Origin of the sequence: Bradyrhizobium australafricanum (genome assembly GCF_020329495.1) — a bacterium.
GTDB lineage: Bacteria > Pseudomonadota > Alphaproteobacteria > Rhizobiales > Xanthobacteraceae > Bradyrhizobium > Bradyrhizobium australafricanum.
In genome coordinates, this window is sequence record NZ_JAGKJL010000044.1 from 48,149 (window position 1) to 73,610 (window position 25,462).

At 62.9% G+C, this 25,462-nt stretch carries 27 protein-coding genes and 1 pseudogene; 15 read left to right on the plus strand and 13 right to left on the minus strand.

Translation table 11 applies throughout. From position 1 onward, the window contains the following. Positions 1-48 precede the first annotated feature (48 nt). Positions 49-930, plus strand: coding sequence for a substrate-binding domain-containing protein (locus J6525_RS31510; protein ID WP_225647645.1), 882 nt, complete (start codon positions 49-51; stop codon positions 928-930). Continuing rightward, positions 927-1,481 (plus strand): PQQ-dependent catabolism-associated CXXCW motif protein, encoded by a 555-nt coding sequence (locus J6525_RS31515; protein WP_225647646.1) that lies wholly within the window; start codon positions 927-929, stop codon positions 1,479-1,481. Before J6525_RS31510 ends, J6525_RS31515 begins: the two co-directional genes overlap by 4 nt. A 27-nt stretch (positions 1,482-1,508) precedes the next feature. Here J6525_RS31515 and J6525_RS31520 read toward each other — a convergent pair whose 3' ends face one another. From J6525_RS31520 to pedA1, 6 genes are all read right to left on the minus strand, one after another. Next, positions 1,509-1,805 carry a copper-binding protein gene (locus J6525_RS31520; RefSeq protein WP_092083004.1) on the minus strand — a complete coding sequence of 99 codons (297 nt, stop codon included), beginning with the start codon at positions 1,803-1,805 and terminating at the stop codon, positions 1,509-1,511. Between the two features lie 142 nt (positions 1,806-1,947). Beyond that, the gene (locus tag J6525_RS31525) at positions 1,948-2,565 is read right to left on the minus strand and encodes a hypothetical protein (RefSeq protein WP_225647647.1); all 618 of its coding nucleotides are present in this window, start codon (positions 2,563-2,565) and stop codon (positions 1,948-1,950) included. Continuing rightward, complete coding sequence (pedC, locus tag J6525_RS31530) at positions 2,562-3,410, minus strand: lanthanide ABC transporter permease protein PedC (protein WP_092083002.1); 849 nt, start codon at positions 3,408-3,410, stop codon at positions 2,562-2,564. The genes J6525_RS31525 and pedC overlap by 4 nt, the downstream gene beginning before the upstream one ends. Beyond that, positions 3,407-4,228 carry a lanthanide ABC transporter ATP-binding protein PedB/LutE gene (gene pedB / locus J6525_RS31535; protein WP_225647649.1) on the minus strand — a complete coding sequence of 274 codons (822 nt, stop codon included), beginning with the start codon at positions 4,226-4,228 and terminating at the stop codon, positions 3,407-3,409. The genes pedC and pedB overlap by 4 nt, the downstream gene beginning before the upstream one ends. Further along, complete coding sequence (locus J6525_RS31540; RefSeq protein WP_016847797.1) at positions 4,225-5,202, minus strand: YVTN family beta-propeller repeat protein; 978 nt, start codon at positions 5,200-5,202, stop codon at positions 4,225-4,227. Before J6525_RS31540 ends, pedB begins: the two co-directional genes overlap by 4 nt. 5 nt (positions 5,203-5,207) lie before the next feature. Then, positions 5,208-6,389 (minus strand): lanthanide ABC transporter ABC transporter substrate-binding protein PedA1, encoded by a 1,182-nt coding sequence (gene pedA1, locus J6525_RS31545; protein ID WP_016847798.1) that lies wholly within the window; start codon positions 6,387-6,389, stop codon positions 5,208-5,210. A gap of 146 nt (positions 6,390-6,535) precedes the next feature. On the opposite strand from pedA1, the gene J6525_RS31550 reads away from it, so the two are divergent. Further along, positions 6,536-7,054 carry a DUF3280 domain-containing protein gene (locus J6525_RS31550; protein ID WP_092082999.1) on the plus strand — a complete coding sequence of 173 codons (519 nt, stop codon included), beginning with the start codon at positions 6,536-6,538 and terminating at the stop codon, positions 7,052-7,054. 188 nt (positions 7,055-7,242) lie between these two features. Here J6525_RS31550 and fghA read toward each other — a convergent pair whose 3' ends face one another. Beyond that, positions 7,243-8,082: an S-formylglutathione hydrolase gene (gene fghA, locus J6525_RS31555; protein ID WP_092082998.1), complete on the minus strand. Its 840-nt coding sequence runs from the start codon at positions 8,080-8,082 to the stop codon at positions 7,243-7,245. Between the two features lie 30 nt (positions 8,083-8,112). Then, positions 8,113-8,733 (minus strand): response regulator transcription factor, encoded by a 621-nt coding sequence (locus J6525_RS31560; protein WP_016847801.1) that lies wholly within the window; start codon positions 8,731-8,733, stop codon positions 8,113-8,115. A gap of 181 nt (positions 8,734-8,914) precedes the next feature. On the opposite strand from J6525_RS31560, the gene J6525_RS31565 reads away from it, so the two are divergent. Beyond that, complete coding sequence (locus J6525_RS31565; RefSeq protein ID WP_225647650.1) at positions 8,915-10,279, plus strand: histidine kinase; 1,365 nt, start codon at positions 8,915-8,917, stop codon at positions 10,277-10,279. Here J6525_RS31565 and J6525_RS31570 read toward each other — a convergent pair. After that, complete coding sequence (locus J6525_RS31570; protein ID WP_225647652.1) at positions 10,276-10,710, minus strand: YkvA family protein; 435 nt, start codon at positions 10,708-10,710, stop codon at positions 10,276-10,278. The two genes, J6525_RS31565 and J6525_RS31570, sit on opposite strands and share 4 nt — an antisense overlap. A gap of 30 nt (positions 10,711-10,740) precedes the next feature. Continuing rightward, the gene (locus tag J6525_RS31575; RefSeq protein WP_016847804.1) at positions 10,741-11,715 is read right to left on the minus strand and encodes a helix-turn-helix domain-containing protein; all 975 of its coding nucleotides are present in this window, start codon (positions 11,713-11,715) and stop codon (positions 10,741-10,743) included. A 420-nt stretch (positions 11,716-12,135) separates the two neighbouring features. On the opposite strand from J6525_RS31575, the gene xoxF5 reads away from it, so the two are divergent. From xoxF5 to J6525_RS31610, 7 genes and pseudogenes are all read left to right on the plus strand, one after another. Next, on the plus strand, positions 12,136-13,941 hold the full coding sequence (xoxF5, locus tag J6525_RS31580; protein ID WP_016847309.1) for a lanthanide-dependent methanol dehydrogenase XoxF5: 1,806 nt from the start codon (positions 12,136-12,138) through the stop codon (positions 13,939-13,941). 123 nt (positions 13,942-14,064) lie between these two features. Continuing rightward, positions 14,065-14,547 carry a c-type cytochrome, methanol metabolism-related gene (locus J6525_RS31585; protein ID WP_038376554.1) on the plus strand — a complete coding sequence of 161 codons (483 nt, stop codon included), beginning with the start codon at positions 14,065-14,067 and terminating at the stop codon, positions 14,545-14,547. Between the two features lie 50 nt (positions 14,548-14,597). After that, the gene (locus tag J6525_RS31590; RefSeq protein ID WP_225647654.1) at positions 14,598-15,707 is read left to right on the plus strand and encodes an S-(hydroxymethyl)glutathione dehydrogenase/class III alcohol dehydrogenase; all 1,110 of its coding nucleotides are present in this window, start codon (positions 14,598-14,600) and stop codon (positions 15,705-15,707) included. Positions 15,708-15,740: 33 nt separating this feature from the next. After that, a complete protein-coding gene (gene gfa, locus J6525_RS31595; RefSeq protein ID WP_225159519.1) occupies positions 15,741-16,304 on the plus strand; it encodes an S-(hydroxymethyl)glutathione synthase in 564 nt (187 codons plus the stop codon). Positions 16,305-16,441: 137 nt separating this feature from the next. Beyond that, on the plus strand, positions 16,442-17,395 hold the full coding sequence (locus tag J6525_RS31600) for a hypothetical protein (RefSeq protein ID WP_225647656.1): 954 nt from the start codon (positions 16,442-16,444) through the stop codon (positions 17,393-17,395). Between the two features lie 310 nt (positions 17,396-17,705). After that, positions 17,706-18,844, plus strand: a pseudogene (locus tag J6525_RS31605) (epoxide hydrolase family protein). Positions 18,845-18,910: 66 nt separating this feature from the next. Next, entirely contained in the window at positions 18,911-20,629 is a 1,719-nt protein-coding gene (locus J6525_RS31610) for a metallophosphoesterase family protein (protein WP_312010006.1), read from the plus strand. On the opposite strand, the gene J6525_RS31615 is transcribed toward J6525_RS31610, so the two are convergent. The 3 genes from J6525_RS31615 to J6525_RS47020 all read right to left on the minus strand — a co-directional run bounded on the left by J6525_RS31615 (position 20,626) and on the right by J6525_RS47020 (position 22,403). Continuing rightward, the gene (locus J6525_RS31615) at positions 20,626-21,660 is read right to left on the minus strand and encodes an AI-2E family transporter (protein WP_225647662.1); all 1,035 of its coding nucleotides are present in this window, start codon (positions 21,658-21,660) and stop codon (positions 20,626-20,628) included. The two genes, J6525_RS31610 and J6525_RS31615, sit on opposite strands and share 4 nt — an antisense overlap. An 85-nt stretch (positions 21,661-21,745) precedes the next feature. Beyond that, positions 21,746-22,210, minus strand: a complete 465-nt coding sequence (locus tag J6525_RS31620) for a GNAT family N-acetyltransferase (protein WP_225647663.1) — start codon at positions 22,208-22,210, stop codon at positions 21,746-21,748. 64 nt (positions 22,211-22,274) lie between these two features. After that, on the minus strand, positions 22,275-22,403 hold the full coding sequence (locus J6525_RS47020) for a hypothetical protein (protein ID WP_283805986.1): 129 nt from the start codon (positions 22,401-22,403) through the stop codon (positions 22,275-22,277). Between the two features lie 110 nt (positions 22,404-22,513). On the opposite strand from J6525_RS47020, the gene J6525_RS31625 reads away from it, so the two are divergent. The 4 genes from J6525_RS31625 to J6525_RS31640 all read left to right on the plus strand — a co-directional run. Beyond that, positions 22,514-22,882 carry an invasion associated locus B family protein gene (locus tag J6525_RS31625; protein ID WP_225647665.1) on the plus strand — a complete coding sequence of 123 codons (369 nt, stop codon included), beginning with the start codon at positions 22,514-22,516 and terminating at the stop codon, positions 22,880-22,882. After that, positions 22,783-23,145: an invasion associated locus B family protein gene (locus J6525_RS31630; protein WP_225647671.1), complete on the plus strand. Its 363-nt coding sequence runs from the start codon at positions 22,783-22,785 to the stop codon at positions 23,143-23,145. Before J6525_RS31625 ends, J6525_RS31630 begins: the two co-directional genes overlap by 100 nt. 471 nt (positions 23,146-23,616) lie before the next feature. Further along, positions 23,617-24,954, plus strand: a complete 1,338-nt coding sequence (locus J6525_RS31635; protein ID WP_225647666.1) for an adenylate/guanylate cyclase domain-containing protein — start codon at positions 23,617-23,619, stop codon at positions 24,952-24,954. Between the two features lie 296 nt (positions 24,955-25,250). Further along, positions 25,251-25,462, plus strand: a 212-nt coding sequence (locus tag J6525_RS31640; protein WP_225644121.1) for a hypothetical protein, incomplete at its 3' end; no start/stop codon positions are given.

Consider the following 25,462-nt stretch of genomic DNA (forward strand, 5'->3'; position numbering starts at 1 on the left):
GCAATTGCTGGATGGCGGCGATCGATCCGATCAAGAGGAGACCGCGTAATGAAAGTTGTCGGATGCCGTCCTGTTCTGCTCGCGCTTGTCGGCTTCATCGCCTGTCTGGCCGGCCGCGACATCGCGCGCGCGCAGGTCAATGATCAGGGCGAACTTTCCATCGAGCTCATCGATGCCCGCGTGCTGCGCATCTGTGCCGATCCCCGCAACCTGCCGTTCTCGAACGACAAGGGCGAGGGGTTTGAGAACAAGATCGGCGAACTGCTGGCCGGAAAGCTGCAAAAGAAGCTCGACTACATGTTCTTTCCGCAGGCGACCGGCTTCGTGCGGATGACGCTCGGTGCGCATCGCTGCGACGTGATCATGGGCTTTCCGCAAGGCGATGACCTCGCGCAGGGCACCAATCCCTATTACCGCACAGCCTATGCGATCGTCGCGAAGCCGGGCAGTGGGCTCGATGAGGTCACGACGCTCGAGGACCAGCGGCTGAAAGGCAAGCATATTGGCATCGTGGCGGGAACGCCGCCCGCGACCAACATGGCCATCAACGGTCTGATGACCAATGCGAAGCCTTATCCGCTGATGATCGATACGCGCTACGATTCGTCGGCCGAGGCGATGATGAACGATCTCGCCAAGGGTGAGATCGACGCCGGCATCCTGTGGGGACCGATGGCGGGCTTCTACGCCAAGAAGGCCAACCCGCCGCTGCACATCACCCCGCTGGTCAAGGAGCCCACGGGACCGAAGCTGATCTATCGCATCGGCATGGGCGTGCGGGCGTCCGACCAGAACTGGAAGCGCCAGCTCAATCGCCTGATCCAGGAGAACCAGCCCGAGATCAACAAGATCCTGCTCGACTACGGCGTCCCGCTGCTCGACGAGAACGACCGTCCAATCGGGCCGGAGACCGCGACCAAATCACCATGATCAGGCTCGCGGCCATGCTTGCGGTGATGCTCGTCGCCGCTTCGCCTGTCCGCGCGCAAGACCCACCCGCAGAGCCGGCGGGCTACCGCACCGAGGACTACCGCGCGCCGGTGCCGGTGACGCTTGCCGGCGCACGGGTGCTCACCACCGCGGAAGCGGAAGCGATCTGGCGCGACAAGTCCGCCGCCTTCGTCGACGTGCTGCCGCGTGCGCCGAAGCCAAATCTGCCCGCCGGCACGGTGTGGCGCGAACGGCCGCACCTCAACATTCCCGGCAGCATCTGGCTGCCTGACACCGGCTACGGCAAACTCGCCGCGCCCACGGAGGACTACCTGCGGCGCGGGCTGGTCCGCGCCTCAGGCGGCGACGCGACCAGATTGCTCGTGATCTACTGCCAGGAGAATTGCTGGATGTCGTGGAACGCGGCCAAGCGCGTGCTGTCCTACGGCTACCGCAACGTGGCGTGGTATCCGGAGGGAACCGACGGATGGGAGCGTGCCAAATTGCCGCTGGCAGACGCCGAGCCGGAGCCGCGCGAGGTAGAGCAGTAAGCCCGGCCTCGCGCGCCACGCGGGCCGTTACTTCTGCTTGTCGAGCTTGCTGATGGTCTTGCCGCCGTCGCCGTCCGTTGTGGTGAACGAGACCTTGTCACCGGCGTGGAAGGCCTCCAGCGACTGTCCCTTCGGCACCTTGTATTCCTGGATCGCGCCACCGGACGCGCCCACCGTGCCGCCTTGCGTCTGCTGGATCGAGATGGTTCCACTCAGTCGGTCAATCTTGGTGACCATTCCCGACATGGATTGCTGGGCCAAAGCCGCTGTGGTGACCAGGCTCGCGGCGGCAAGGCTGGTCATGACGATCTTGGCTGCTTTCATGGAGGTCTCCCAAGTTCAGATATAGTTGGAGACAACGAGCGGGCAGTGCAGTTTGTTCCGGATCGGCGTGGCCCAACAGGCTGTTACCCAAAAGACCGTCAAAACGGCGCGTTGACGATCCCGGGGCGTTCGGTCGCAGGCCTCAATCGAGCTCCTGCTGGATGGTGCGGCCGAGCGCGAACACGCGCTGATCGATGGCGGTCGGCACCTCGCAGACGAATTTCACCACGCGCCCGCGGTCCTCGAAGATGCGGGTCTCCCAGACCAGCTGGTTGCCGAGCTCGTCGACCTTGGCCTGGTCCGGCGGTGTCGCGTCCTGCAGCGCCTGCAGCTTGAGCGTATCGTCGCGGATCTTCTCCGCGGCCTCGCGCTGCTTGCGCATCACGCGCTCGAGCCCGTTCATGACCGAGGCGCGCTGTCCGTTCAGCGTATCGAACAGACCGGCAAACAGCAGTTTTCCCGCATTGGCCTTGTCGGCCGCGGCAGCTGACAGGAATTCGGTGATTTCCTTCTGCGCCTCCTCGAGCGGAACGCGGCGCGCCGCGAGCTTGATCGCGAGCGCGCTGACTTTCGGGTCGTCCTTCCACTTGGTCTCGGCATCGCCGAGCGGCGGCCCGGCCCAGACTGCGGCGAGCGAGATCTCGGGCACCTTGGCCTGTTGGCAGGGCCAGTCCGGATAGCGCGGGTCGGCAGCCGATGCGGCCTGGTTCGACAGAACCATCGCGAGCAGCGCGCCCAGTCCTGTTCGCCAGCCTGTCATGCCTCGCCTCCGCCGGGTCCGCGGCGCACCAGGCCGCGCGATGGATCGTAAGCCAGGATCGCGCCGATCATGAAGACGACCGTGCAGCCGGCGACCACCGCGAGCGAAACCCAGTTCATCTTGCCGTACAGCGCAAACCGGATCAGCTCCACCGCATGCGTGAACGGATTGCACTGGCAAATATAATACAGCATCGGGCTGCCTTCCTGCACGCGCCACAGCGGGTAGAGGGCCGACGATGCGAAGAACATCGGGAAGATCACAAAGTTCATCACGCCGGCAAAATTTTCCAGCTGCTTGATGCTGGCCGAGATCAGCATGCCCAGTGCGCCGAGCATCAGGCCCGACAGCACCAGCGCCGGAAGCACGGTGAGGTAGCCGATGGTCGGCGGCGCGATGTCCCAGAACCACGCGATGACGAGGAAGGCATAGACCTGGAGCAGCGACACCGCCGTGCCGGCGAGCAGCTTGCAGAACAACAGATAGCCGCGCGGCAGCGGGCTGACCAGCAGCGTGCGCATATTGCCCATCTCGCGGTCGTAGACCATCGACAGCGAGGATTGCATGCCGTTGAACAGCTGGATCATAGCCATCAGCCCGGGCGCGATATAGACCTCGTAGAGGATGTAGGTCTCGTAGGGCGGGATGATCGAGATGCCGAGCACCTGCCGGAAGCCGGCCGCGAAGATGAACAGCCAGACCAGCGGCCTGACCAGCGCCGACACGAAGCGCTCGCGCTGATGCAGGAAGCGCAGCGCCTCGCGCCACACGATGCCATTCAGGCAAACGAGGTATTCCGACAGCGAGAAACCGCTTCGCTCAGGCGTAACCGTCGTGCTGGTCATGACGGCGGTCTCCCCGCGAGTGTTGCCGTTCCGGTCAGGCGCATGAACGCGGTGTTGACGTCCTGGGCGCCTGCGTCCGCGATCACGTGCGACATCGGGCCGTGCGCCAGCATTCGGCCCTGATGCAGCACGACGAGGTTGTCGTTTGGCATGATTTCGTCGAACAGATGCGTCGCCCAGAGCACGCCGATGCCCTGCTCGGTGACGAGCTGCCGGACATGGTCGAGAATGTCGGCGCGCGCCTTGACGTCGAGCCCGACGGTGGCCTCGTCGAGCAGCAGCAGCCGGGGCCGGTGCAGCAGCGCGCGGGCGATCTCGAGCCTTCGCATCTGGCCGCCCGAGAGATCGCGCACCTTGCTGGCGGCGCGGTCGGCAAGCCCGATGCGGCCGAGCACCTCGGCGCTGCGTAGCCGCGCCTCGCGCCGCGAGATGCCGTGCAGCGCCGCGTGATACAGCAGGTTCTGCGTCAGCGAGAGGTCGAGATCGAGCGTGCGCGGCTGGAACACCACGCCCATCAGCCGCAGCGCTTCACCCGGCGTCCGGCTGATGTCGTGGCCGAATATCTTGATCTGGCCATTCTGGATGCCGAACAGCCGCGTCACCAGCGAGAACAGCGTGCTCTTGCCGGCGCCATTGAGACCCAGCAGCGCGGTGAAGCTCGCAGGCTGGACCGTGAAACTGACATCGATCAAAGCGCGGCGCGGACCGTAGCTGTGGCTGACATTGCCGATCGACAGCGCCGGCTGCACGGCCGCGACTGTTCCAGGGCCTGCATCCGGCGAGAGCTGGTTCGCGATATGGGCGTCGGTTGCGGTCATGGCTGCGCGATCGTGATCCCCCAGGGCAGTTCGCCGACCTGAATGGTCTTGATCACCTTCTGGGCCGCGACGTCGATCACCGAGACGTCGTTGGAGACGCCGTTGGTGACCAGCAAATATTTTTCGTCCGGGGTGAAATCCATGTGCCAGACCCGCTGGCCGACCAGCAGATATTTGAGGACCTTGTGGGTCACACCGTCGACGACAGCGACGCGGTTGGCGGGGCCGAGCGCAATGAATGCGGTCTTGCCGTCCTTAGTCATGCCGATGCCGACGGGCTGGATCGCCTCGTTGCGCAGGCCCGGAATTTCGAAGGTGATCTTGCCGGTCACCTCGCGCTTGACCGGATCGATGATCGACACGGTGCCGCCGATCTCGGAGGAGACCCACAATTCGGAGCCGTCACGCTTGAACTGGGCGAAGCGCGGTCGCGAATCGACAAGCACATTGGCGACGATCTGGCGCGTCGACGTGTCGATGAAATGCGCCATGTTGGTGGTCTCGGAGGTGTTGATCAGGATCTTGCCGTCCGGGCTGATCGTCATGCCCTCAGGCTCGACGCCGACCTGGATGTCGCCGATCCGGGCGCGCTTTTCGAGGTCGATCACGGTGACCGTGTTGTCGTTCTCGTTGGCGACATACATGGTCTTGCCGGCGGCATCCTGGGTGAACAATTCAGGGTCGGGACCGGAGGGCAGGGTGTCGACGATCTCCTGGGTCTTGGTATCGATCACCTGGATCGTGTCGTCGTCGCCGACCGCAACCATCACGAACTTGCCGTCGCGCGAGAACTCGATGCCGCGCGGCCGCTGGCCGACCTTGATGGTTTTGGTCACCGTCCAGCTGCTGGTGTCGATCACCGTGACGGTGTTGCCCTTCTCGTTGGAGACGTAGGCAACGAAGGCGGACGCCGGTGTCGCGGCAAGCCAAACGAGCATCCCGGTCAACAGACAGCGGCGCCACATGCGTTTCATCTCCCTTACTGCAGCTTGCACTTCGTTTCAGGCCGGTCAACTCCGAGCGTGTCGAGTTCGGAGACCTGATGCAGGAAACCTTCCTGCGGCGAGACCGAAACGACCATACGACCATCGGCCAGCAGGATCGGCTGGCGGAGCTGCAGATTCCAGTCTCGCAGGGTCAATCGCGTGCCCTTGAAGGCGGCAATCGAGAAATCCTTGCCCTTGAGGAAGGCGATGACCTTCTTGGGGTCCCCCGAGTTGGTGCGGGATGTGGCTTCCCCGATCATGCGCGCGGCGGTCCAGGCCTGCATGTCGAGCGCCGTCATGCGGCGCATGTTCAGCTTGACGAAGCGGTTCTGGATCTGGACCGCGCCCCACTGGTCATGCGCCGCGTCCCAGCTGGTCGGCACGAGGCCCGCGGAGCCCGCCACCGGACGCGGGTCCCAGGTGCGGTACGGCAGATAGTTCGCGAACACCTCGCTCTCGTCGGCGGCGACCAGCACGTCGTAAGCCGGCGCCTGCTGGGTGAACACCGGCATCTGGCGCTGGATCAAGGTCACGCCGCTGTCGGTGCGGCGCGCGCCGCCGGTGTCCTCGAAGGTCCGTTCCTGGACGATCTTGGCGCCGAAGCGGGTCGCGGCGCGGCGCAGCGCGTCGGCGTAAAGCTTGTCCTGATCATGCGAGCCGACCACCAGCAGCCAGCGCTTCCACTGCTTCCACACCAGATACTGGCCAAGCGCATCCGCCAGCATCGAGCGGGTCGGTGCGATGTGGATGACATTGGCGCGGCAGTCCTGCTCGCGCAGCCGATCGTCGATCGCGCCGGCGTTGAGCAGCACGGTGCCGCGGTCGCGCAGCGCGTCGGCGACCTTGAGCAGGGCATCGGCCGGTAGGTCGGTGATGATATAGTCGTTGCGTCCGGCGAAGTCGGTCGCGACCTTGGCGACATCGTCGCTGTCCTTGACCTTGACCTCGTCGAGCACGAAGCGCTGATTGAGGAATTTCCCGGTCGTGTTGTTGTCCTCGATCGCAAGGCGCGCGCCGGCGATGCCGTCATTGTCGGCGGGTTGCTCGACCAGCGAGAGCGTCGATTTGACGCCGGCATGGCCGAGATAGCCGATATGAACCTCAACGGGATCAGCCGCCAGCGCGCCGGTCGCCACCATGCTGAGCGCGATCGTGCCGATCAGCCATCGCAACATAACTCCTCCCGCAGTCTTTTTTCACTCGGCATGGCGTTCGGAAATCCGGCTTCCATGCTGTTGACTTGCAAGATGCCGGAATTGGCCTAGCTTGCAACCCCGCTTTTTGTCGTTGCGACGTTACAAATTACGATTGGTTCACAATCATGAGATCAGCGTTTGCCTTCGCCGTTTCTTTGCTGGTGGTGCCTGCGGCGGCAGCGCGCGCCGAGCCGCCCAAGCTCGCGGTGTTCGACCTCGAGATGATCGACACCAGCCTGCAGGGGGAAGTGAGCGGGCCACGCAGTGATGAGCAGGCGCGGCTGCTGCGGGCCGGCGATCAGGTGCGCAAGGAGCTCGCGGACTCCGGCAAGTTCCGCGTGCTCGACATCGCGCCGGTCAATGCTGCGGCGCATGGCAGCAATCTTCAGGCCTGTGGCGGCTGCGATGTGAAGCTGGCCGGCGAACTGGGCGCTGATCTCGTGATGACGGGCGTGGTGCAGAAGGTCTCCAACCTCATCCTCAACATCAATCTCTATTTGCGCGACGTGCACAGCGGGCAATTGCTGGCAGCGGCGAGCGCCGACATGCGCGGCAACACCGACGAATCCTGGTCGCGCGCCACCGACTACCTCGTGCGCAACCGCCTGCTCGCGCCGAACTACGGCGTGCCGCAGGCGCGGTAGCTTGTGCTCACGAATGGACCTCCGTCATCCTGAGGTGCGAGCCTTGCGGCGCAATTCCGCCGCTGGGCGAGCCTCGAAGGATGAATCGGCCCGGCTATCGCCACACGTAGAAATTCGGGCCGTGCATCCTTCGAGACGGCCGCTTCGCGGCCTCCTCAGGATGACGGGATGAACGGACTGCGTGACGCTCACGCCTTCAGCCGCGCGGCGTGCCAGCGCAGATGATCGGCCATGAAGGTCGAGATGAAGTAGTAGCTGTGGTCGTAGCCCGGCTGACGCCGCAGGGTGAGGGGGATGTTGGTCTTCTCGCAGGCGGCCTTCAGCAATTCGGGCCGCAACTGCTCGGTGAGAAAGCCGTCGGCATCGCCGTAGTCGACCAGCAGATCGGAGAAGCGGGCACCATCCTCGATCAGAGCAACGGCGTCGTGCCTGCGCCACGCCTGCTTGTTGCTGCCGAGATAGCCGCCGAGCGCCTTGTTGCCCCATGGCACCTGCGACGGCGCCACGATCGGCGCGAACGCGCTCGCCGCCCGATAACGATCAGGATGGCGCAGCGCCACGGTCAGCGCGCCATGGCCGCCCATGGAATGACCGAGGATCGACTGCCGCGTTGTGTCGACCGGGAACTGCTCGGCGATCAGCTTCGGCAATTCCTCGGTGACGTAGCTCCACATCCGGTAATTGGTCGCGAACGGCTGCTCCGTCGCATCGACATAGAAGCCGGCGCCGAGACCGAAATCGTAGGAGTTGGCGGGATCGCCGGGGACGCCTTCGCCGCGCGGGCTGGTGTCGGGCGCGACGAAGATCAGGCCGAGCTCGGCGCATGCCTGGCGGAATTCGCCCTTCTCGGTGACGTTGGCGTGGGTGCAGGTCAGGCCCGACAGATAGGTGACGACGGGCAGCTTGGCGCCGGCCGCATGCTCAGGGACGAACACCGAGAAGGTCATGTCGGTCTTGGTCTCGCGGCTTGGATGCCGATAGACGCCTTGCGTGCCGCCATGCGACTTGTTCTGGGAAACCGTCTGCATTGTCGTATTCCTCTTGGTTGGAGCGCTGCGTCAGGCGACGCCGCTCTCGATCGCCAGCCGCACCAGCTCTGCCGAAGTGCGCACGCCAAGCTTCTGGCGCATGATCGATGACGTGTTTGCGACCGTCTTGTATGATGAATGCACCAGCCAGGCGATTTCCGACAGGCTCTTGCCGGAACTGAGCAGGCGCAGGATCTCCATCTCGCGCGAGGTGAGCTTGGAGAGCGGATTTTGCGCAAAGCCGGGCCGCGCAAACGCCACGTTGCGCGCGATCGCCGGTGGCAGATAGACGCCGCCGTTGCCGACCTCGCGCACCGCTTCCACCAGATCGTTGGGATCGCCGGTCTTCGAAACGTAACCCTTGGCGCCGATGTCGATGGCGCGGGCGGCGAACACCGGATCATCGTTCATGCTGAACATGATGAGGCGCGCAGACGCATCATGCGTCAGGATGCGGCGCGCCAGCTCGAAGCCGGAGACCGTCGGCAGGTTGATGTCGATCACGCAGAGATCGGGCTTCTCCGCGACGAACGCCCGTTCGCCGCTTTCGGCATCCGCCGCTTCCAGCAGCGTGATCTCGGGATCGTCGGCGAACACGGTGCGGCAACCGGAGGCAACGATGGGATGATCATCAACGATCAGAATGCGCATGGCGTTGTTCCGGCGACCTGCTTCGATTCACTCATCATCACGTCGGTTTGCGCGAAGGACAGGTCGGTTCCGACCGGTTGTGCACCTCGTGCGGGATTGCGATAGGGTGCGATTAGATAGCCGGGCAAATTTGGCTGTCAACGATCCTCTCGGAGGAGGGATCGCGGTCGGGGGCAACGTCATGTGGCAAAAGCTATCCTTGCGCGCGCGGATCAACCTGCTGCTGGCGCTGATCCTGGCGCTTGGCCTCGGCATCAATATTGCGCGGCTCGTGCTGGAAGCGGGGCCGCGTGTCCAGGCCGAGGACCAGAGCGTGATCCGCCTGGCGCGTGAGTTCGTTGCGACGATCGTGGCCGGTCTCGACGAGGCGCCGGATCCCGATGCGCGGCTCGACCAGATCGTCCAGGACCTGAGCCGGCTGCGTCACGTCAGCATCACGCGGCAGGATGGCGCGACCGCAAAATCTCCTGATCGCCGCGAGGACGCCGGCGATCAACGCGCTCCGCCGCAGTGGTTCGTCGCGCTGGTTCATCCCGAGCAGACCTCGGTGCGGGTGCCGATCTCGGTGCACGGCAAGCCGCAATCGCTGGTCATCACCTCGCATCCCGACGACGAAATCGCCGAGATCTGGGACGGCATCGTCACCCAGCTCGAGGTCGGCTCCGCAATCGCGGCCGCGCTGCTTCTGGTCACCATGCTGGTGGCCGGCCGCGCGCTGGCGCCACTGGAGGCACTGTCGCAGGCCATGACCGGCATCGAGGCCGGGGATTACGATGCCCGCGTCGAGCCCGGCGGATCGCCGGAATTGGCCGCCATCTGTGCCAAACTGAACCATCTGGCGGCGACCCTTGGCGATGCCGTCGAGGGCAAGCGGCAGCTCGCCGAGCGCGCGGTCTCGCTGCAGGATTCCGAGCGCAAGGAGATCGCGCGCGAATTGCACGATGAGTTCGGGCCCTATCTGTTTGCCTTGCGCGCGCATGCCGGCGCGCTGACCCGGCTGGCGGAAGTCGAAAAGCCGGACCCTGCGGCATTGCGCAAGCACGGCAACGCCATCCTCGAGCAGGTCAACGCGCTCCAGCAGTTCACGCGCCGGATTCTTGAGCGATTGCGGCCGGCCGGCCTGGCCGAGCTCGGGCTTGCGGAAGCGCTCGGCGCGCTGGTGCGGCTATGGAGCGAAACGCACCCGGAGGTGGAGATCGAGAGCCGCATCTCGCCGGTGCTCGGCGATACCGGCGAGATGGCCGACCTGACGATCTATCGCATCGTCCAGGAAGCGCTCACCAACGTATTCCGCCATGCCGGCGCGACGGCGGTCGATATCACGATCGAACCGGCGGAACGGCAGGCAGGCCTACGCGGCAGCCGCGACTGTGCGCTGGTGCGGGTTCGCGACAATGGCCGCGGCCTGCTGAGGGATCACAGGCTTGGCCGCGGTTTGACCGGCATGCGGGAGCGGATCCTCGCGCTTGGCGGCACGCTTAACATCAATTCCAGCGATGATGGCGTGACGGTCGAGGCGCTCGTGCCAAAGGCCGCGCGGTCCTAGACGATTGGCTGTCGCCAATATGTGAAAGCCGCCCAAGCCAGCGCCGCTGCGCCGGCGATCCAGAGCACGACGATCGCGATCATTCCCGCCCGGCTGGTCGGACGCTGCACGACGGCGCTCGCCTTGGCACGGCATTCCGCCATCACCTCGTCCGGCACGAGCGAGATCGCAAGCCAGATGCCGAGCGGCAGCAGGATCAGATCGTCGAGATAGCCGATCACCGGAATGAAATCCGGGATCAGATCGATGGGAGACAGTGCATAGGCCGCGACGGCGACGGCAAGGGCCTTGGCATACCAGGGTACGCGCGGATCACGCGATGCGAGATACAGCGCAACGCTGTCCCGCTTGAGGTTGCGTGCCCAAACCTTGATCGAGGACAGCTTGGTTGAGGACAACTTGATTGGGGAAAGTCTGTTGGCGGACGGCATGGCGCAACGCCTGCACGTCGGATGGAACCGCTATTCGAGCACCACATCCGCCGGCATACCGCCGTGCAGGCCCTTGTGGACGGAGGAGGGCGCGATGCCGAAATACTTCCGGAAGACGCGGCTGAAATGCGACGAGCTCGAGAAGCCCCAGGAGAACGCGACGTCGGTGATGGTCTTGCCGTTCTGGGACTCCAGTTCCTGCCGGCAATTCTGCAGCCGGGCTTTCCAGATGTAGTCGCTGACCGTCATGCCGCGATCGCTGAACAGCATGTGCAGATAGCGCTTCGAACAGCCGAGCGCCGCCGAAATGCGGTCGATGCAGAGGTCCGGATCGCGCAGATGTTCGCGAATGAAGCCCTGGGCCCGCACATAGGTCGCCTCGGCGCTGCCGCGGTCGAACATGGCGCCTGTCTCGCGCAGCGGCAACAGCAGCAAGTCGATCAGCGCATCGGCCACGCCGACGGCGTTGACCGGCGTCAGCGTCGGTGCCTCGCCGAAAGCGGCATGGACGAAATCATACGCGATGCGGCCGGTGCCGTTGCGCGCCGACAGCTTGCACGGCGCCATCTTGGAGAGCTGGAAGCCGCGCTCCTTGAGCAGGTCCTTTGGAACGATGACAACCTCGTGCCGCGTCAGCGACGGGCTGATGATGGTGTGCGGACACGACACGTCGTAGGCGAAGCAGTCGCCCGGCATGATGTCGAAGTGCAGGCCGTCCTGCTCGAAATGCGAGACGCCGTGAGTCTGGAACACGATCTTGATGTAGGGGTGCTCGCTCAGCTTGATGCGCGAGATGGTATGCGCGATCCGGTGCTGGCTTGCCTCGATCTGACACAGCTTCAGGCGCGATACCGTCGTGAAATTGACCCGGGCTTCGAGCGAGGATCCTTCCAGCGCATCGACGTCGAACTGGCCGCAAAGGTCAGTGAGCGCATCCGACCAGCGCTGAATCTGCCGCTTGGGCGTCAATCCGTTCGTGCTGAGAGAATGGACTGTATCGGACATCTTTCCAGCCACCGATTCGATCCCCACGTGACTGCTCACCGAGCTTAAGTCTGGCCCGGGATGATGCGCCTTCTCCCTGATTCTGAATAGCTTAGGGAGGCGGCGGGATTTCTTCCCGGTTAATGTCGGGTGATCCTCCGACTTAGTTCTGGGCTCGTCAAGCGCAACCTTAGCACGCGTCAATCTGGCATCCGGATCGCGCCGGCCGCGATTGATGCCCTGCAACATGAAGCAAGCTTTCCAGCCAATTCAGGGCCGGGCGACAAAAATCTGACGAAGCTTCGCTTTTGAGCAAACGGCTCTTCTCTATTGGGCAAGTCAGCGCGCTTCGAGAGGACTATGACTGGGGCACCAAAATGGAAGAAGTGGGGCCGTTTCGGCGGAAACCCTTGAGCTCTTGAACCTGGGAGGAAATCCACGATGCGCAAGATGCTTTACGCGACCGGTCTTGGGGCAATGGCGGTATTTGCCGCCGGAGCGGCCAACGCCAATGACGAACTCCACAAAATGTCGCAGAACCCGAAAGACTGGGTGATGCCGGCCGGAGACTACGCCAATCAGCGTTACTCCAAGCTGAATCAGATCAACGCCTCGAACGTCGGAAAGTTACAGGTCGCCTGGACGTTTTCGACCGGCGTGCTGCGCGGCCACGAGGGTGGCCCGCTGATCGTCGGCAACATCATGTACGTCCACACCCCGTTCCCGAACAAGGTCTATGCTCTTGACCTTTCGCAGGACAACAAGATCGTCTGGAAGTACGAACCGAAGCAGGATCCGAACGTCATTCCGGTGATGTGCTGCGACACGGTCAACCGTGGCGTTGCCTATGGCGACGGCAAGATCTTCCTGCACCAGGCCGACACCACGCTGGTGGCGCTCGATGCCAAGACCGGCAAGGTGGAATGGACGGTGAAGAACGGCGATCCCAGCAAGGGCTCGACCGGCACCTCCGCGCCGCTGGTGGTCAAGGACAAGGTGCTGCTCGGCATCTCCGGCGGCGAGTTCGGCGTCCAGGCTCATGTGACCGCCTATGACATCAAGACCGGCAAGCAGGTCTGGCGTGGCTTCTCGGAAGGTCCGGATGATCAGCTCCTGGTCGACGACAAGACCACCGAGCTCGGCAAGCCGATCGGCAAGGATTCGAGCCTGAAGACCTGGCAGGGCGATCAATGGAAGATCGGCGGCGGCGCGACTTGGGGCTGGATCTCCTACGATCCCGAACTGAACCTCGTCTATTACGGGTCGGGCAATCCCTCGACCTGGAATCCGAAGCAGCGTCCCGGCGACAACAAGTGGTCGATGACGATCTGGGCGCGCAACCCGGATACCGGCGTCGCCAAGTGGGTCTACCAGATGACGCCCCATGACGAATGGGACTATGACGGCGTCAACGAGATGATCCTCTCGGATCAGACGATCGACGGCAAGGCGCGCAAGCTGCTGACGCATTTCGATCGCAACGGCCTCGGCTACACGCTCGATCGCGCCACCGGCGAACTGCTGGTCGCCGAGAAGTACGATCCGAAGGTGAACTGGACCTCCGGCGTCGACATGAAGAAGGACTCGCCGACCTATGGTCGTCCGAAGGTTCTTGACGCAGCGTCGACCGACAAAGCGGGCGAGGACGTCAACGTCAAGGGCATCTGCCCGGCAGCGCTCGGCTCGAAGGACGAGCAGCCGGCAGCCTACTCGCCGGACACGCAGCTGTTCTACGTGCCGACCAACCACGTCTGCATGGACTACGAGCCGTTCAAGGTGAGCTACACCGCAGGTCAGCCCTATGTCGGCGCGACGCTGTCGATGTATCCGCCTCCCGGTGAGACCAACATGGGCAACTTCATCGCCTGGGACGGCAAGACCGGCAAGATCGTGTGGTCGAACAAGGAGCAGTTCTCGGTCTGGTCGGGTGCGCTCGCGACCGCCGGCGGCGTGGTGTTCTACGGCACGCTGGAAGGCTACCTGAAGGCTGTCGACGCCAAGACGGGTAAGGAGCTCTACAAGTTCAAGACCCCGTCGGGCATCATCGGCAACGTCACCACCTATGAGCATGGCGGCAAGCAGTACGTCGCCATTCTGTCGGGTGTTGGCGGTTGGGCAGGCATCGGCCTCGCGGCTGGTCTGACTGATCCGACGGCCGGTCTCGGTGCAGTCGGCGGCTATGCCGCGCTGAGCAACTACACTGCGCTCGGCGGAACGCTCACCGTGTTCTCGCTGCCGCAGCAGTGAGCTGAGCAACCTCGTTCCGGCGCATGGAGCGATCTCCATGCGCCGGTCCGTCTTCAATCTGCACGCGAGGATATGCTTTTGCGTAAGATCTGGTTTGTGAGTGCTGCGATCTTTGTCGTGGCAATGGGTGGAGTTGCCTCCGCCGAGGACGCTGGCGACCCGACCGCCGTCAAGTCCGAGGACGGCAAGTATCTCGACAAGGATGGAAACCCGACGTTCAAGGTTACGGCCGACGGCACGACGGACTGGTACACCTACTCCGGCTATCGCCGCTATCATTCGGAGTGCCATGTCTGCCACGGCCCCGACGGCATGGGATCGACCTATGCGCCGGCGCTGGCGAATTCGCTGAAGACCATGAGCTACGCGGATTTCATGGGCGTGGTCGCGAGCGGACGCAAGAACGTTTCCACGGCGCAGGAGAACGTAATGCCGGCGTTCGGCGATAACCCGAACGTTGCCTGCTACATGGACGACCTCTATGTCTACCTGCGCGCCCGCGCCAATGACGCGGTTGGGCGTGTTCGGCCGGCCAAGCACGAAGACAAGTCGGAAGCCTATGGAAAGGCGGAAGACGCCTGCATGGGGCACAACGACAAGAAGTGAGCCCGTCCGGTGCGAACGAGAAACCTGTTTGACGTTTAGTGGAGACCAAGATGAAGACCCGCGCCGCAGTCGCATTTGAAGCAAAGAAGCCGCTTGAGATCGTCGAACTCGATCTGGAGGGTCCCAAGGCTGGCGAGGTCCTGGTCGAGATCAAGGCGACGGGCATCTGTCACACAGATGCCTACACGCTCGACGGCTTCGACAGCGAGGGCATCTTTCCCTCGATCCTCGGGCACGAAGGTGCGGGCGTCGTTCGCGAAGTCGGCGCCGGCGTGACGTCGGTCAAGCCGGGCGATCATGTGATCCCGCTCTACACACCGGAATGCCGGCAGTGCAAAAGCTGCCTGAGCCAGAAGACCAATCTCTGCACCGCGATCCGCGCCACCCAGGGCAAGGGCGTGATGCCCGACGGCACCTCGCGCTTCAGCTACAAGGGCAAGACGGTCTTCCACTATATGGGCTGCTCGACCTTCTCGAACTTCACCGTGCTGCCTGAGATCGCGGTGGCCAAGATTCGCGAGGACGCGCCGTTCGACAAGAGCTGCTACATCGGCTGCGGCGTCACCACCGGTGTCGGCGCGGTCGTCAACACCGCCAAGGTGACGCCGGGCTCCAACGTGGTGGTGTTCGGCCTCGGCGGTATCGGCCTCAACGTGATCCAGGGCGCCAAGATGGTCGGCGCCGACAAGATCATCGGCGTCGATATCAATGACTCCAAGGAAGCCTGGGGCAAACAGTTCGGCATGACGCATTTCGTCAACCCGACCAAGGTGTCGGGCGACATCGTGCAGCACCTGGTCGGGCTCACCGATGGTGGCGCCGACTACACCTTCGACTGCACCGGCAACACCAACGTGATGCGGCAGGCGCTGGAAGCCTGCCATCGCGGCTGGGGCGTCTCGGTGGTGATCGGTGTCGCGGAGTCCGGCAAGGAGATCGCGACCCGGCCGTTCCAGCTCGTCACCGGACGGGTCTGGAAGGGCACGGCCTTCGGCGGCGCGCGCGGCCGCACCGACGTGCCGAAGATCGTCGACTGGTACATGGGCGGAAAGATCCAGATCGATCCGATGATCACCCACGTGCTGAAACTCGACGAGATCAACAAGGGCTTCGACCTGATGCACGAGGGAAAATCGATCCGTTCGGTCGTCGTATTCTGAAATCAAAACACCAAGCACTAGGAGGATAGGTCAATGACTGTTCATATCCACCCGTCGGTTGACAATGGCGTCAAGCAAGGCTCCGGCAGTTTTGCCGGCGGCACGCTGGTCTGCAAATGCGCGGACAAGCAGGTCAAGGTCGGCATCAAGGGCGACGTCGCCCACAACCACGCCTGCGGCTGCACCAAGTGCTGGAAGCCTTCGGGCGCCACCTTCTCGGTGGTCGCGGTGGTGCCGCGCGAGAACGTCACCGTGTTGGAGAACGGCGACAAGCTGAAGATCGTCGATGCCGCGGCGGTGATCCAGCGCCATGCCTGCACCGGATGCGGCACCCACATGTACGGCCGGATCGAGAACAAGGGCCATCCGTTCTATGGCCTCGACTTCATCCATCCCGAGCTGTTCCAGGAGTCCGGCTCGGCTGCGCCCGGATTTGCTGCCTTCGTGTCGTCGGTGATCGAGTCCGGCGTCAAGCCGGCCGATATGGCCGGGATCAGGTCGCGGCTCAAGGAGCTTGGGCTCGAGCCCTATGACTGCTTGTCGCCGCCGCTGATGGATGCGATCGCCACCCACGTGGCGAAGTCCAAGGCGGCCTGACGACGGCACCGTGACAAAGGCGGCCTGACCGGCTCGCCTTGACGAGATCCTGCGCCGGCAGAGCGTCTGCCGGCGAGGGATATGCTGGTAGTACCCGTGACCTTGAACCTTGCATGCCCTGCGGACGACCACAGGGCATGCATTTTATTTTCCGCTTTGCCCTCGTCCTTTCCCCGATCCTGCTGCTTTCGCCGGCCCGCGCCGCGTCACCGGAAGACCGCTATATCGCCGCGCGTGACGCTGCGATCGCCAAATTCGCCAAGCTGTCGAACGACAACAAGATCAATGAGGCCGTCGACAAGGCCGAGGCGGCCGCGCGCGACGAGCTGAAGGGGCAGCTGACGGCCATCCTGTCCCAGCCCGCCCGGCCGGGCTTTGCTCCCGCCCAGCTCAACCTCGACACTCTATATAAAAGCGATATGGGGTTCGGCATGCTGGACGGCCTGCGCTTCGATGCCGACACCGGCAGGGACGGGGCGAAGATCGGAGAAAAGCGTGCCGACGGCAGCTTCGTCGAGCCGAAAGCCCATATCATCGTCACCACCGAGCCTCTGTTCACGCGCTGGCTGCACGAACACAAGACCTGGTGGGACAAGGGTAGCAAGAACGTGCCGCAGCAGGTCGATGCCGCCCTGAAGTTCGAGGGCCTCTACACCCAGGCGATCTCGACCGATGCCGCGGTGGTCAATTTCGACGAGCTGCCGATCGCCAAGCCGGCGTCGGCCACCGTGGCTTACGGCTTCCTGGCCGGCCGCACCCAGGATTCGTTCCCCGACCAGGCGGACGAGGTGTTCGTGGCGGCGCTCGCCGGCGGCAAGATGTATGTCGCCTATGGCGAGATCGAGCCGGCGGTGCAAGTGCCGGCCTGCACCGCGATCCGCACCGATTACAACAAGAAGGCCGATGCGGCGGCCGAGAAGCTCGAGCGCAGGCAGATCACCAGGCAGGCCTATGACAAGCTCGGCGACCTGCACCAGCAGGGCGAGGATGCGTTCAAGCGCTGCTTCACCGAGCGCGCGCCGCAACAGCCGGCCTTCGCCGCGGCCACCAGGCAAGCCCAGGCGCTGCTCGAGGCGGCGATCGGCAAATAGCTCAGCGAGCTATTGACCAGCGGCAATCCCAACTTCAACACGGCATCTTGCCTGTCACGGATGCTAATCAGATAGATTGCCACAACAAGCTCCGTCCTCTGCGACATCAGCGCTTCGATCGCCTGCGCGTGATGTCGATCTATTGTGGCCGATGTCTTAGCAAGATCGCGGTGCCGATAATGGTTCTTGTCGTCAGATTTCGCGGCTAGTCGTGCAGGGTTCGTGCAGGCGAGGTTTGCGGCGCGGGGTTTGATCGGCGACCCGCGCCAGCCTATCTTCCCCGAAAGTTCAGCATCCCCGGGGAGACGCCATGACCGCCATCAGCCCCTTCCGCATCGCCGTCAGCGACGATGTCCTTGAGGATCTGCGTAGTCGGCTGCGCCGGACCCGCTGGCCGGAAGCCCAACTGGTCGACGACTGGAGCCAGGGCGCGCCGCTGCAATGGATCAAGGACGTCTGCCATTATTGGGCCGAGACCTATGACTGGCGGCAGCGCGAGGCGCGGCTCAACCGCTTCAGCCAGTTCACCACCGAAATCGACGGGCTCGACATCCACTTCATTCATGTCCGCTCGAAGCATCCGGAGGCGCGGCCCTTGATCATCACCCATGGCTGGCCGGGATCGGTGGTCGAATTCCACAAGGTGGTCGAGCCGCTGACCGATCCGACCGCGCATGGCGGCCGCGCCGCCGATGCCTTCCACGTGGTGTGCCCGTCATTGCCGGGCTTCGGCTTCTCGGCCAAGCCTGTAGCGACGGGCTGGGGCGTCGACCGGATCGCGACGGCCTGGGCCGTCCTGATGCAGCGGCTCGGCTACGCCAGCTATTTCGCGCAAGGCGGCGACTGGGGCTCCGCGGTCACGACCGCGATCGGCGGGCAGGATGCTGCACATTGCGCCGGCATCCACATCACGCTTGCGATGTCGACCCGGCCCAATGTCGAGGGGCAGCCGACGCCGGAGGAGACGAGGGCGCTCAACGGCATCAAATATTATGCCGACTGGGATTCCGGCTATTCCAAGCAGCAGTCCACGCGGCCGCAGACGCTCGGCTATGGCCTGACGGATTCGCCCAGCGGGCAGGCGGCCTGGATTCTGGAAAAGTTCTGGGCCTGGACCGATTGCGACGGCCATCCGGAAACATCCTCAGCCGCGACGAACTGCTCGACAACGTCATGCTGTACTGGGTCACCGCGACGGCTGCGTCATCGGCGCGGCTCTATTGGGAAAGTTTTGGGCCGGGCAAGCGAACCCCGCACAAGGTGAGCGTGCCGACCGGCGTTGCCGTGTTCCCCAAGGAGATCGTCACGCCGGTCCGCAAATGGATGGAGACAGACTTCACCAACATCCAGCACTGGAGCGAGATGCCGAAAGGCGGACATTTCTCGGCATTCGAGCAACCCGAGCTGTTCATCGGCGAGGTGCGCGAGTTCTTCGGGAAGCTGCGCTAAGCCTGACGCGTATGTTGGTCTGAAGCGGTTTGTGACAGAATGCGCCGTGCAACGGAGGACGTCGGCGTGCTGCTTGATCCCCGCCTCGGCGACTTTGAGGACAATGCCGCCAGCCCGGAACAGCGTTCGTTGTTCGCGATCTTGGGTAGCCTTCTGGTCGAGATAAGCCCGGCGAAACTGTTGTTCGCCTGGACGGTCTCGCTTCTGCTTCCGGGCGTACTGCTCGGCCTTGCGCCACTGGTCGCATCCGCCTGGATTTCGAGCCTTTCGCAACACGCTCTTGCCCTGTCCGAAGTGGGCGCCGTGCTGATGCTGATTGTGATCGCGGCCTTGGGATGGCTCGGCGGACGACCGCTGCTTCAAATCGCGGAAACAAGCTTCTGGTCGCTGAACGCGCTCGCTGTCCAACCGAGTTATGCCTTCACGCGCGAGGCGCTGGGCCATCTGGCGGAGCTGCTTTGGCGCACCGGCGCAACTCCTGCTTCTCGCACGAGGCTGCGCCGCGGTTGCTCGGTCGGCGCCGGCATACTGCTCTCCGCGGGGGCGGCATTGATCGCGGCCCTGGCCTGGCCTGCCTCGCAATGGACTGCGACCGTCAATGACCTTGTTCTGATCCATCGTCTGGTGTTGCCGACGTTCGCGAACGCCGTAGTGCTGGTGTCCTGCTATCTTGCGGTCGCATCACTGGCCTGGAGCGTGGCCGACGCCAGTATGGAACAACCGGCCGACCTGGCCGGATTCGACGCGACGTCGTCCGGAGGCCGCTGCTGGCGCCTTGCGCATCTGTCCGATCTTCACGTGGTCGGCGAGCGGTACGGCTTCCGCATCGAAAGCGGGACCGCCGGTCCGCAGGGAAACGAGCACTTCAATCGCGTGTTGGCTCGCCTTGCCGAAATTCACACCGTTGATCCGCTCGACCACGTGCTGATCAGCGGCGATATGACGGACGCTGGGCGGCCCGGCGAATGGGCAGAATTTCTCGATGCGTTGGCAGGTCATCCCGAGCTTGCAGCACGCATCATCATGCTTCCGGGCAATCATGACGTTAACGTCGTGGATCGTGCCAATCCTGCGCGCCTCGACCTGCCGTTCAGCCCAGGCAAGCGGCTACGGCAGATGCGTACCCTGTCGGCGATCGCGGCCGTCCAGGGCGATCGCGTGCGCGTCATCGACGGTTCCGGCAAACCGTCGGCCACGCTGAACCAGGCGCTTGCCCCTTATCATGATCGGATAACACAGTTTGCGCAGCACGGGGGCGTGCTCCGCGCAGCGGCGCTCCGTGGCCTGTTCGATGATCAATTCCCAATGATCCTGCCGCCGGACCAGGACGGTGGCCTCGGGATCGCCATTCTCAACTCCAACGCCGAAACCCACTTCTCCTTCACCAACGCGCTCGGTTTGGTTTCGGAAGCGCAAACGCGGCGGTTGGAGGCTGCGATCCGTCATTTTCCGACGGCATGCTGGACCATCGCGTTACATCATCATGTGATGGAATATCCCATGCCAGTGAAGACATTTGCCGAGCGCATTGGGACAGCCTTAATCAACGGCAGCTGGTTTGTACGCAGGTTGCAAAGGTTTTCCGATCGCTCAGTGGTGATGCACGGTCACCGGCATATCGATTGGATCGGTACATGCGGTGCGTCGAGGATCGTCTCGGCCCCGTCGCCGGTGATGGGGGCCGACGATGCAGCCAGCTATTTCTATATCCACAAAATGATGGTCGGCGCGGACCGGAAGCTCTGCCTCGCCGAGCCCGAGCGGGTCGAGATTGCCGCAAGCTAGGGAGCTTCCGGCTTATCTTGGTGCGATCCGCCACACAGATCGGCTATCCATGCGGCCGACGGACTCTCGGCACAGAAGGTCAGAATAGCGAGCGTGATCGGCACGCCGATGAAGGTCCCGAACAGGCCCCAAAGCGAGCTCCAGAAGAAGATTGCAAACAGCACCAGAAACGGCGAGATCGACAACGTCGAGCCGGCCACCCGCGGTTCGATATAGCTGCCGACCACGAACTGGATGACGTTGAGACAGGCGAACACGCCAAACACCGCGGGCCAGCTCTCGAACTGTGTCATGGCCAGCAGCGTGGGGAACAGCGTCGCGATGAAAGGACCGACGAAAGGAATGTAGTTGAGGACAAAGGCGATCACGCCCCATTCGAATGCGAATGGCAGCCCGGTCACAGCGGCGAACAGGCCGACCAAGAGACCCGTCACCGCGCTCATCTGCGTCCGCACCAGCATATATTTACGAAACTTGGCGGCCGTCGCTTTGCTGCCCTTGAGCAGGACGCGCGCAGCTGTGCGATTCTCCAACCGCTGGATTCGTCGACCAGCGTCTTCGACCTCGAGAAGTCCCAGCACGACATAGACCAGCGCGATGAGCCAGAAACTCAATGTGGTGTTGACGCGACCCGTGACGTATTGCGTGGTACGCAGCAGCCAGCCGACATTGAAATGCTCCGCCCAGACGCCGGCGAACGAGACGCCATGGCCGTCGAGCCAGATCACCGCGGCATCGTAGAAGGCCTGATACCGCGCCGCATCCGCAATCAAGGAGCGCCCGACGCGGCCGAACCCCCATGCTGCCAGCGAGGCAAACGCGATGCAGGTGGCAACCGTAACAACGACGGTAACGGCGAGCGCGAGGAGTTTCGGCAGCCACGACTGCAGCCGTTGCTGAACGGGCCAGACGATCGCGATGATGAACAGGGCGGCCGCAAGCGGGGCGAGCACGCTGCGCGCCTGAGCCACCGCCGCAATGACCAGCACCGCGGCGATGATGCCGGTCGTGATCTTCAACCCGCCAGCCATCCTTGGGTTACCCGATCTCCGTGAACGCAGACATTGCCAGTCTGTCTCGTAGCGCGACAAGACCGGAAATGGACCTGCGGCGCAGCTACAGCAATCCTCGATAGATCCCCGGCGCGGAACCTTCGATGGCCACCGCGCCGACAGCTTTCGTATAGAATTCTGCCGGCCCGACGCCGCCGATGATGGCATAGCCAAACCCCTGGTGTTTCATGTCCTCGAGGCAGGCGAACAGCAGCGCCTTGCCGATTCCGCCCTGCTGCGCCTTCGGCGCGACACCGGTCGGGCCAAAGAAGTTGCGACAGGCCGCGTCATGGCAGGCAAATCCCACGATCTTCTTTTGCTGGATCGCGATGAAGCAGGAGACCGGTTGGCGGCTGAACGCGACCTCGGCTTCGCTGGCCCACGCCTCGCTGAATGTCTCCCGCACCCAGGCCACGACCTTGTGCTTTTCCGGCGCGAGCGCGCGGCGCATCACAATTCCGGCCTTGAGCAATCGATCATAGGTGGGCCGGGAATCGGGCAGGGCGTAGAGCTTGACGAGCATGTCCATCCGGCGAGCTTAGTTGAAAACGCATCCCGCGGGCAAATCACGGGAGCAAGGTGGCGGCGCCCGACTACCATTTGCGTTGTTGCTTGTTCGCGGCCTTGTTCGCGGTCCTGGCTTCACGTGCAATCGCCCAGAAATACCCGCCGCAGAATGCAACAATCGCGACAATCACGCCGGCGGCGATCAGCTCTTGCATATCAGCGGTTCTCCAAGTAGGTGTATCTCGTTTATGTGGGAATTATGCCCACGAATACGCCCACGAAAAGGCAGATCGGTTTCGGGACGTAACGAGGCGGAGCGAATGCGATGGTGACGGTCAGCGCAGCAGACAGGCGTCTTCGGGCGATCGTTGCTCTCGTCGTCATGGCCGGCGTCGGTTCGGCGCAAGCCGCCCGAACACCCGATGTGTCGGATGCCAGTGGGAGCGCCGTCTCCATGCCGATCGACACACGGAGCCAGACGTCCGCGATGGATGGCGTGGTCCGCGCCGTCCAGCTTCCCAAGGGCGCTTCCGCGATCAGCGAGACCTACGGAGACTGGATCGTCAAATGCCAGCTCGACGGCGGGGCCAAGCTGTGTACCCTCGGGCAGACACAGCTCGCCAAGGAAACCAATCAGCAAATCTTCGCCATCGAACTGATTCCAGGGACGGAAAGGCCGAAGGCAACATCTTGATGCCGTTCGGGCTGAAGTTCGACGCCGGGGCCCTCCTCAAGCTTGACGGCAAGGATCTGGAGCAGACGCGCTTCTCCACCTGCACGACGCAAGGCTGCTTGCTGCCGGTATCCTTTCCCACGGTCGTGACCGACACCATCAGCAGGGCCAAAATGCTCACCGTTGCCGCACAGAGCATCAGCAACGGGCAGGCCGTCGTCTTTAACGTCCCCCTCAACGGCTTCGCCGCGGCGCTGGAGCGAACCATTCAGCTCGGAAGCTGAACGGCACGACGCTCCGCGCCCACCGCACGACGGCTGCGACAAATCACCCCGACGGGCAAAATCCCGCTTCCGTCGTCGGGCAAATCAGTGATCCAATTCCGCCCGTCTCACCCGATTGAGGGGCGCTTCGCGGTCGTCACGAACGTGGGTCGAGATGCGGTGGACGCCGATTGCGCAACTGACGAGTGCGCATGACGTGGACGGTGAAGTCGTGTGGTCCTGATGCCAAGCCTTTTTTCATGATCCAAAGAACGAATAAAATCCATGTCTGTCAATGGCTTAAACAGAGCCGCTTGAGCTGGGTCCCAATAGGCCCTTAGACCGTTCACCTTCAGGTCCGCCGGTGCCAGACCATAGCTTCGGCCCATCGTGTGACGGGCAAATACCGGGCATTTACGGTGGATGACGTCCGTTGATGTCCGGCCTGATCTGGAAGATAGTTAGAAACGCGAACAATCGGTGGGGGCCGCGATGACGGAAGTAGCGTTGCCCGAGACGCAGTATGCGCAGAGCGGCGACTTCAACATCGCCTATCAAGTCATGGGCGACGGGCCCACCGACATTATCCTAGTTCCGGGCATTATATCCCACATCGATTTTCAGCACGAACTCCCGGGCTATACGCGCTTTCTTCGTCGCTTGGCGAAGTTCTCAAGGGTCGTCACGTTCGACAAGAGAGGTCAAGGACTATCAGATCGGTTGGCCGACGTACCGTCTCTTGAGGAACGTATCGACGATGTCCGCACGATCATGGACGCCATCAACTCCAAGCGTGCTGCGCTAGTCGGCTTCTCTGAAGGCGCGTCGATGAGCGTTCTATTCGCGACGACCTACCCAGAGCGCGTGTCCCACTTGGTCTTATTCGGAGGGCTGGCGCGGATATCAGACCTGCTCCCGCCCAACCTCACGCCATCGGAGGTTCAGGAACGGTTAGCTTACGTCGTAAAGAGTTGGGGAAACGGGGACTTCCTCAAGCGAGTTTTCGCGAGTGATGCTGGCAATCCGGAGATACTCGCTCGCATCGCAAAATTCGAAAAGTTGGGCAGCAGTCCTGGCGCACTAAAATCCTACATACTTTCGAACCGACGGATAGACATCAACCCCATCCTCCCAGTCGTCCGCACGCCAACTCTAGTGCTGCACCGAACAACCGACGCGCAGGTGCCTGTAACGTTAGGCCGCAAGCTCGCCGCCGGTATCCCGGGAGCGAAATACATTGAATATCCGTCGGGCGATCACGCGTTCTGGACGGGAGACATTGAGCGAGTTACCGGAGACATCGAAGAATTCATCACTGGACAACGCGCCAGCGAGGGAATTGATCTGGAGCGCATACTCGCCACCGTTCTCTTTACTGATATCGTTGGGTCGACCAATCTCGCTTTGCAACTCGGCGATCACCGTTGGCGTGACCTCTTGGACAATCACGACGATCTTTCTGGCCGGATTGTCAGCAAGCATCGCGGCACTTTGGTGAAGAGCACAGGCGATGGCGTTCTGGCGACCTTTGACGGGCCGGGGCGGGCTGTGCGATGCGCCTTGGCGCTCAGTGAAGAGAGCAAGAGTATTGGCCTGCCCGTACGCGCAGGTCTTCATTGCGGCGAGGTCGAAATCAGAGGCAACGACATCGGTGGCATTGCCGTCCACGCAGCCGCGCGAGTGATGTCGCAGTCGGGAAGCAATGAGGTATTTGTCTCGCGGGTGGTCACCGACCTCGTAGCAGGCACCGATCTGAAGTTCTCCGAGCGAGGTTCATACGAATTAAAGGGGCTGCCCGGGAAATGGGACCTTTTCGCCGCGAGCAAATAGTATCCCGAGCGCTTGCGTCGTATTGTTCCTCCGCTATAAGCCGCGCAGGCCTCCGCATTTTGCGCCTCCGTTTCGTGTCGAGGCCGAGATCGCCGAGATGTCTATGCGTGTCTACTTTGCCCTCAACATCAACTTGACGGATAAGCAGCAAAGTACGTTCGAGGAACTCAACCTCAAGCCTGGCGCTGTTTGCAGACTGACAAAGTAAGGCGTCGTCCGTGAAGAATGCGGATTGACTTGAGAAATAAGCAGAATTGGTCTTGATGTAGTATTCGATTTTGCAGGAAAGCGGGGTATTGGACCTCGCTTTCTTGCGTTTTAGGTTTTGCTTTTGGGTGATTCGTGATTCCCTGACAGCGTCGTCGACATTGGGGAATGCGATGAGCAAGCCGCGGGATGATCGCCAGAAAGACCTGTTGCTTCCGGCGCTTGATCAGATCATCGACATGGGTCATCCGCTGGTGCGGTTGGCAGCGCTGATCGACTGGAACATCCTGAATGAGCGCTT

Bases quoted from the DNA above. Each gene is read 5' to 3' on its own strand.
- J6525_RS31510 (WP_225647645.1), top strand. From the start codon at position 49: ATGAAAGTTGTCGGATGCCGTCCTGTTCTGCTCGCGCTTGTCGGCTTC.
- J6525_RS31515 (WP_225647646.1), top strand. From the start codon at position 927: ATGATCAGGCTCGCGGCCATGCTTGCGGTGATGCTCGTCGCCGCTTCG.
- J6525_RS31520 (WP_092083004.1), bottom strand. From the start codon at position 1,805: ATGAAAGCAGCCAAGATCGTCATGACCAGCCTTGCCGCCGCGAGCCTG.
- J6525_RS31525 (WP_225647647.1), bottom strand. From the start codon at position 2,565: ATGACAGGCTGGCGAACAGGACTGGGCGCGCTGCTCGCGATGGTTCTG.
- pedC (WP_092083002.1), bottom strand. From the start codon at position 3,410: ATGACCAGCACGACGGTTACGCCTGAGCGAAGCGGTTTCTCGCTGTCG.
- pedB (WP_225647649.1), bottom strand. From the start codon at position 4,228: ATGACCGCAACCGACGCCCATATCGCGAACCAGCTCTCGCCGGATGCA.
- J6525_RS31540 (WP_016847797.1), bottom strand. From the start codon at position 5,202: ATGAAACGCATGTGGCGCCGCTGTCTGTTGACCGGGATGCTCGTTTGG.
- pedA1 (WP_016847798.1), bottom strand. From the start codon at position 6,389: ATGTTGCGATGGCTGATCGGCACGATCGCGCTCAGCATGGTGGCGACC.
- J6525_RS31550 (WP_092082999.1), top strand. From the start codon at position 6,536: ATGAGATCAGCGTTTGCCTTCGCCGTTTCTTTGCTGGTGGTGCCTGCG.
- fghA (WP_092082998.1), bottom strand. From the start codon at position 8,082: ATGCAGACGGTTTCCCAGAACAAGTCGCATGGCGGCACGCAAGGCGTC.
- J6525_RS31560 (WP_016847801.1), bottom strand. From the start codon at position 8,733: ATGCGCATTCTGATCGTTGATGATCATCCCATCGTTGCCTCCGGTTGC.
- J6525_RS31565 (WP_225647650.1), top strand. From the start codon at position 8,915: ATGTGGCAAAAGCTATCCTTGCGCGCGCGGATCAACCTGCTGCTGGCG.
- J6525_RS31570 (WP_225647652.1), bottom strand. From the start codon at position 10,710: ATGCCGTCCGCCAACAGACTTTCCCCAATCAAGTTGTCCTCAACCAAG.
- J6525_RS31575 (WP_016847804.1), bottom strand. From the start codon at position 11,715: ATGTCCGATACAGTCCATTCTCTCAGCACGAACGGATTGACGCCCAAG.
- xoxF5 (WP_016847309.1), top strand. From the start codon at position 12,136: ATGCGCAAGATGCTTTACGCGACCGGTCTTGGGGCAATGGCGGTATTT.
- J6525_RS31585 (WP_038376554.1), top strand. From the start codon at position 14,065: ATGGGTGGAGTTGCCTCCGCCGAGGACGCTGGCGACCCGACCGCCGTC.
- J6525_RS31590 (WP_225647654.1), top strand. From the start codon at position 14,598: ATGAAGACCCGCGCCGCAGTCGCATTTGAAGCAAAGAAGCCGCTTGAG.
- gfa (WP_225159519.1), top strand. From the start codon at position 15,741: ATGACTGTTCATATCCACCCGTCGGTTGACAATGGCGTCAAGCAAGGC.
- J6525_RS31600 (WP_225647656.1), top strand. From the start codon at position 16,442: ATGCATTTTATTTTCCGCTTTGCCCTCGTCCTTTCCCCGATCCTGCTG.
- J6525_RS31615 (WP_225647662.1), bottom strand. From the start codon at position 21,660: ATGGCTGGCGGGTTGAAGATCACGACCGGCATCATCGCCGCGGTGCTG.
- J6525_RS31620 (WP_225647663.1), bottom strand. From the start codon at position 22,210: ATGGACATGCTCGTCAAGCTCTACGCCCTGCCCGATTCCCGGCCCACC.
- J6525_RS47020 (WP_283805986.1), bottom strand. From the start codon at position 22,403: ATGCAAGAGCTGATCGCCGCCGGCGTGATTGTCGCGATTGTTGCATTC.
- J6525_RS31625 (WP_225647665.1), top strand. From the start codon at position 22,514: ATGGTGACGGTCAGCGCAGCAGACAGGCGTCTTCGGGCGATCGTTGCT.
- J6525_RS31635 (WP_225647666.1), top strand. From the start codon at position 23,617: ATGACGGAAGTAGCGTTGCCCGAGACGCAGTATGCGCAGAGCGGCGAC.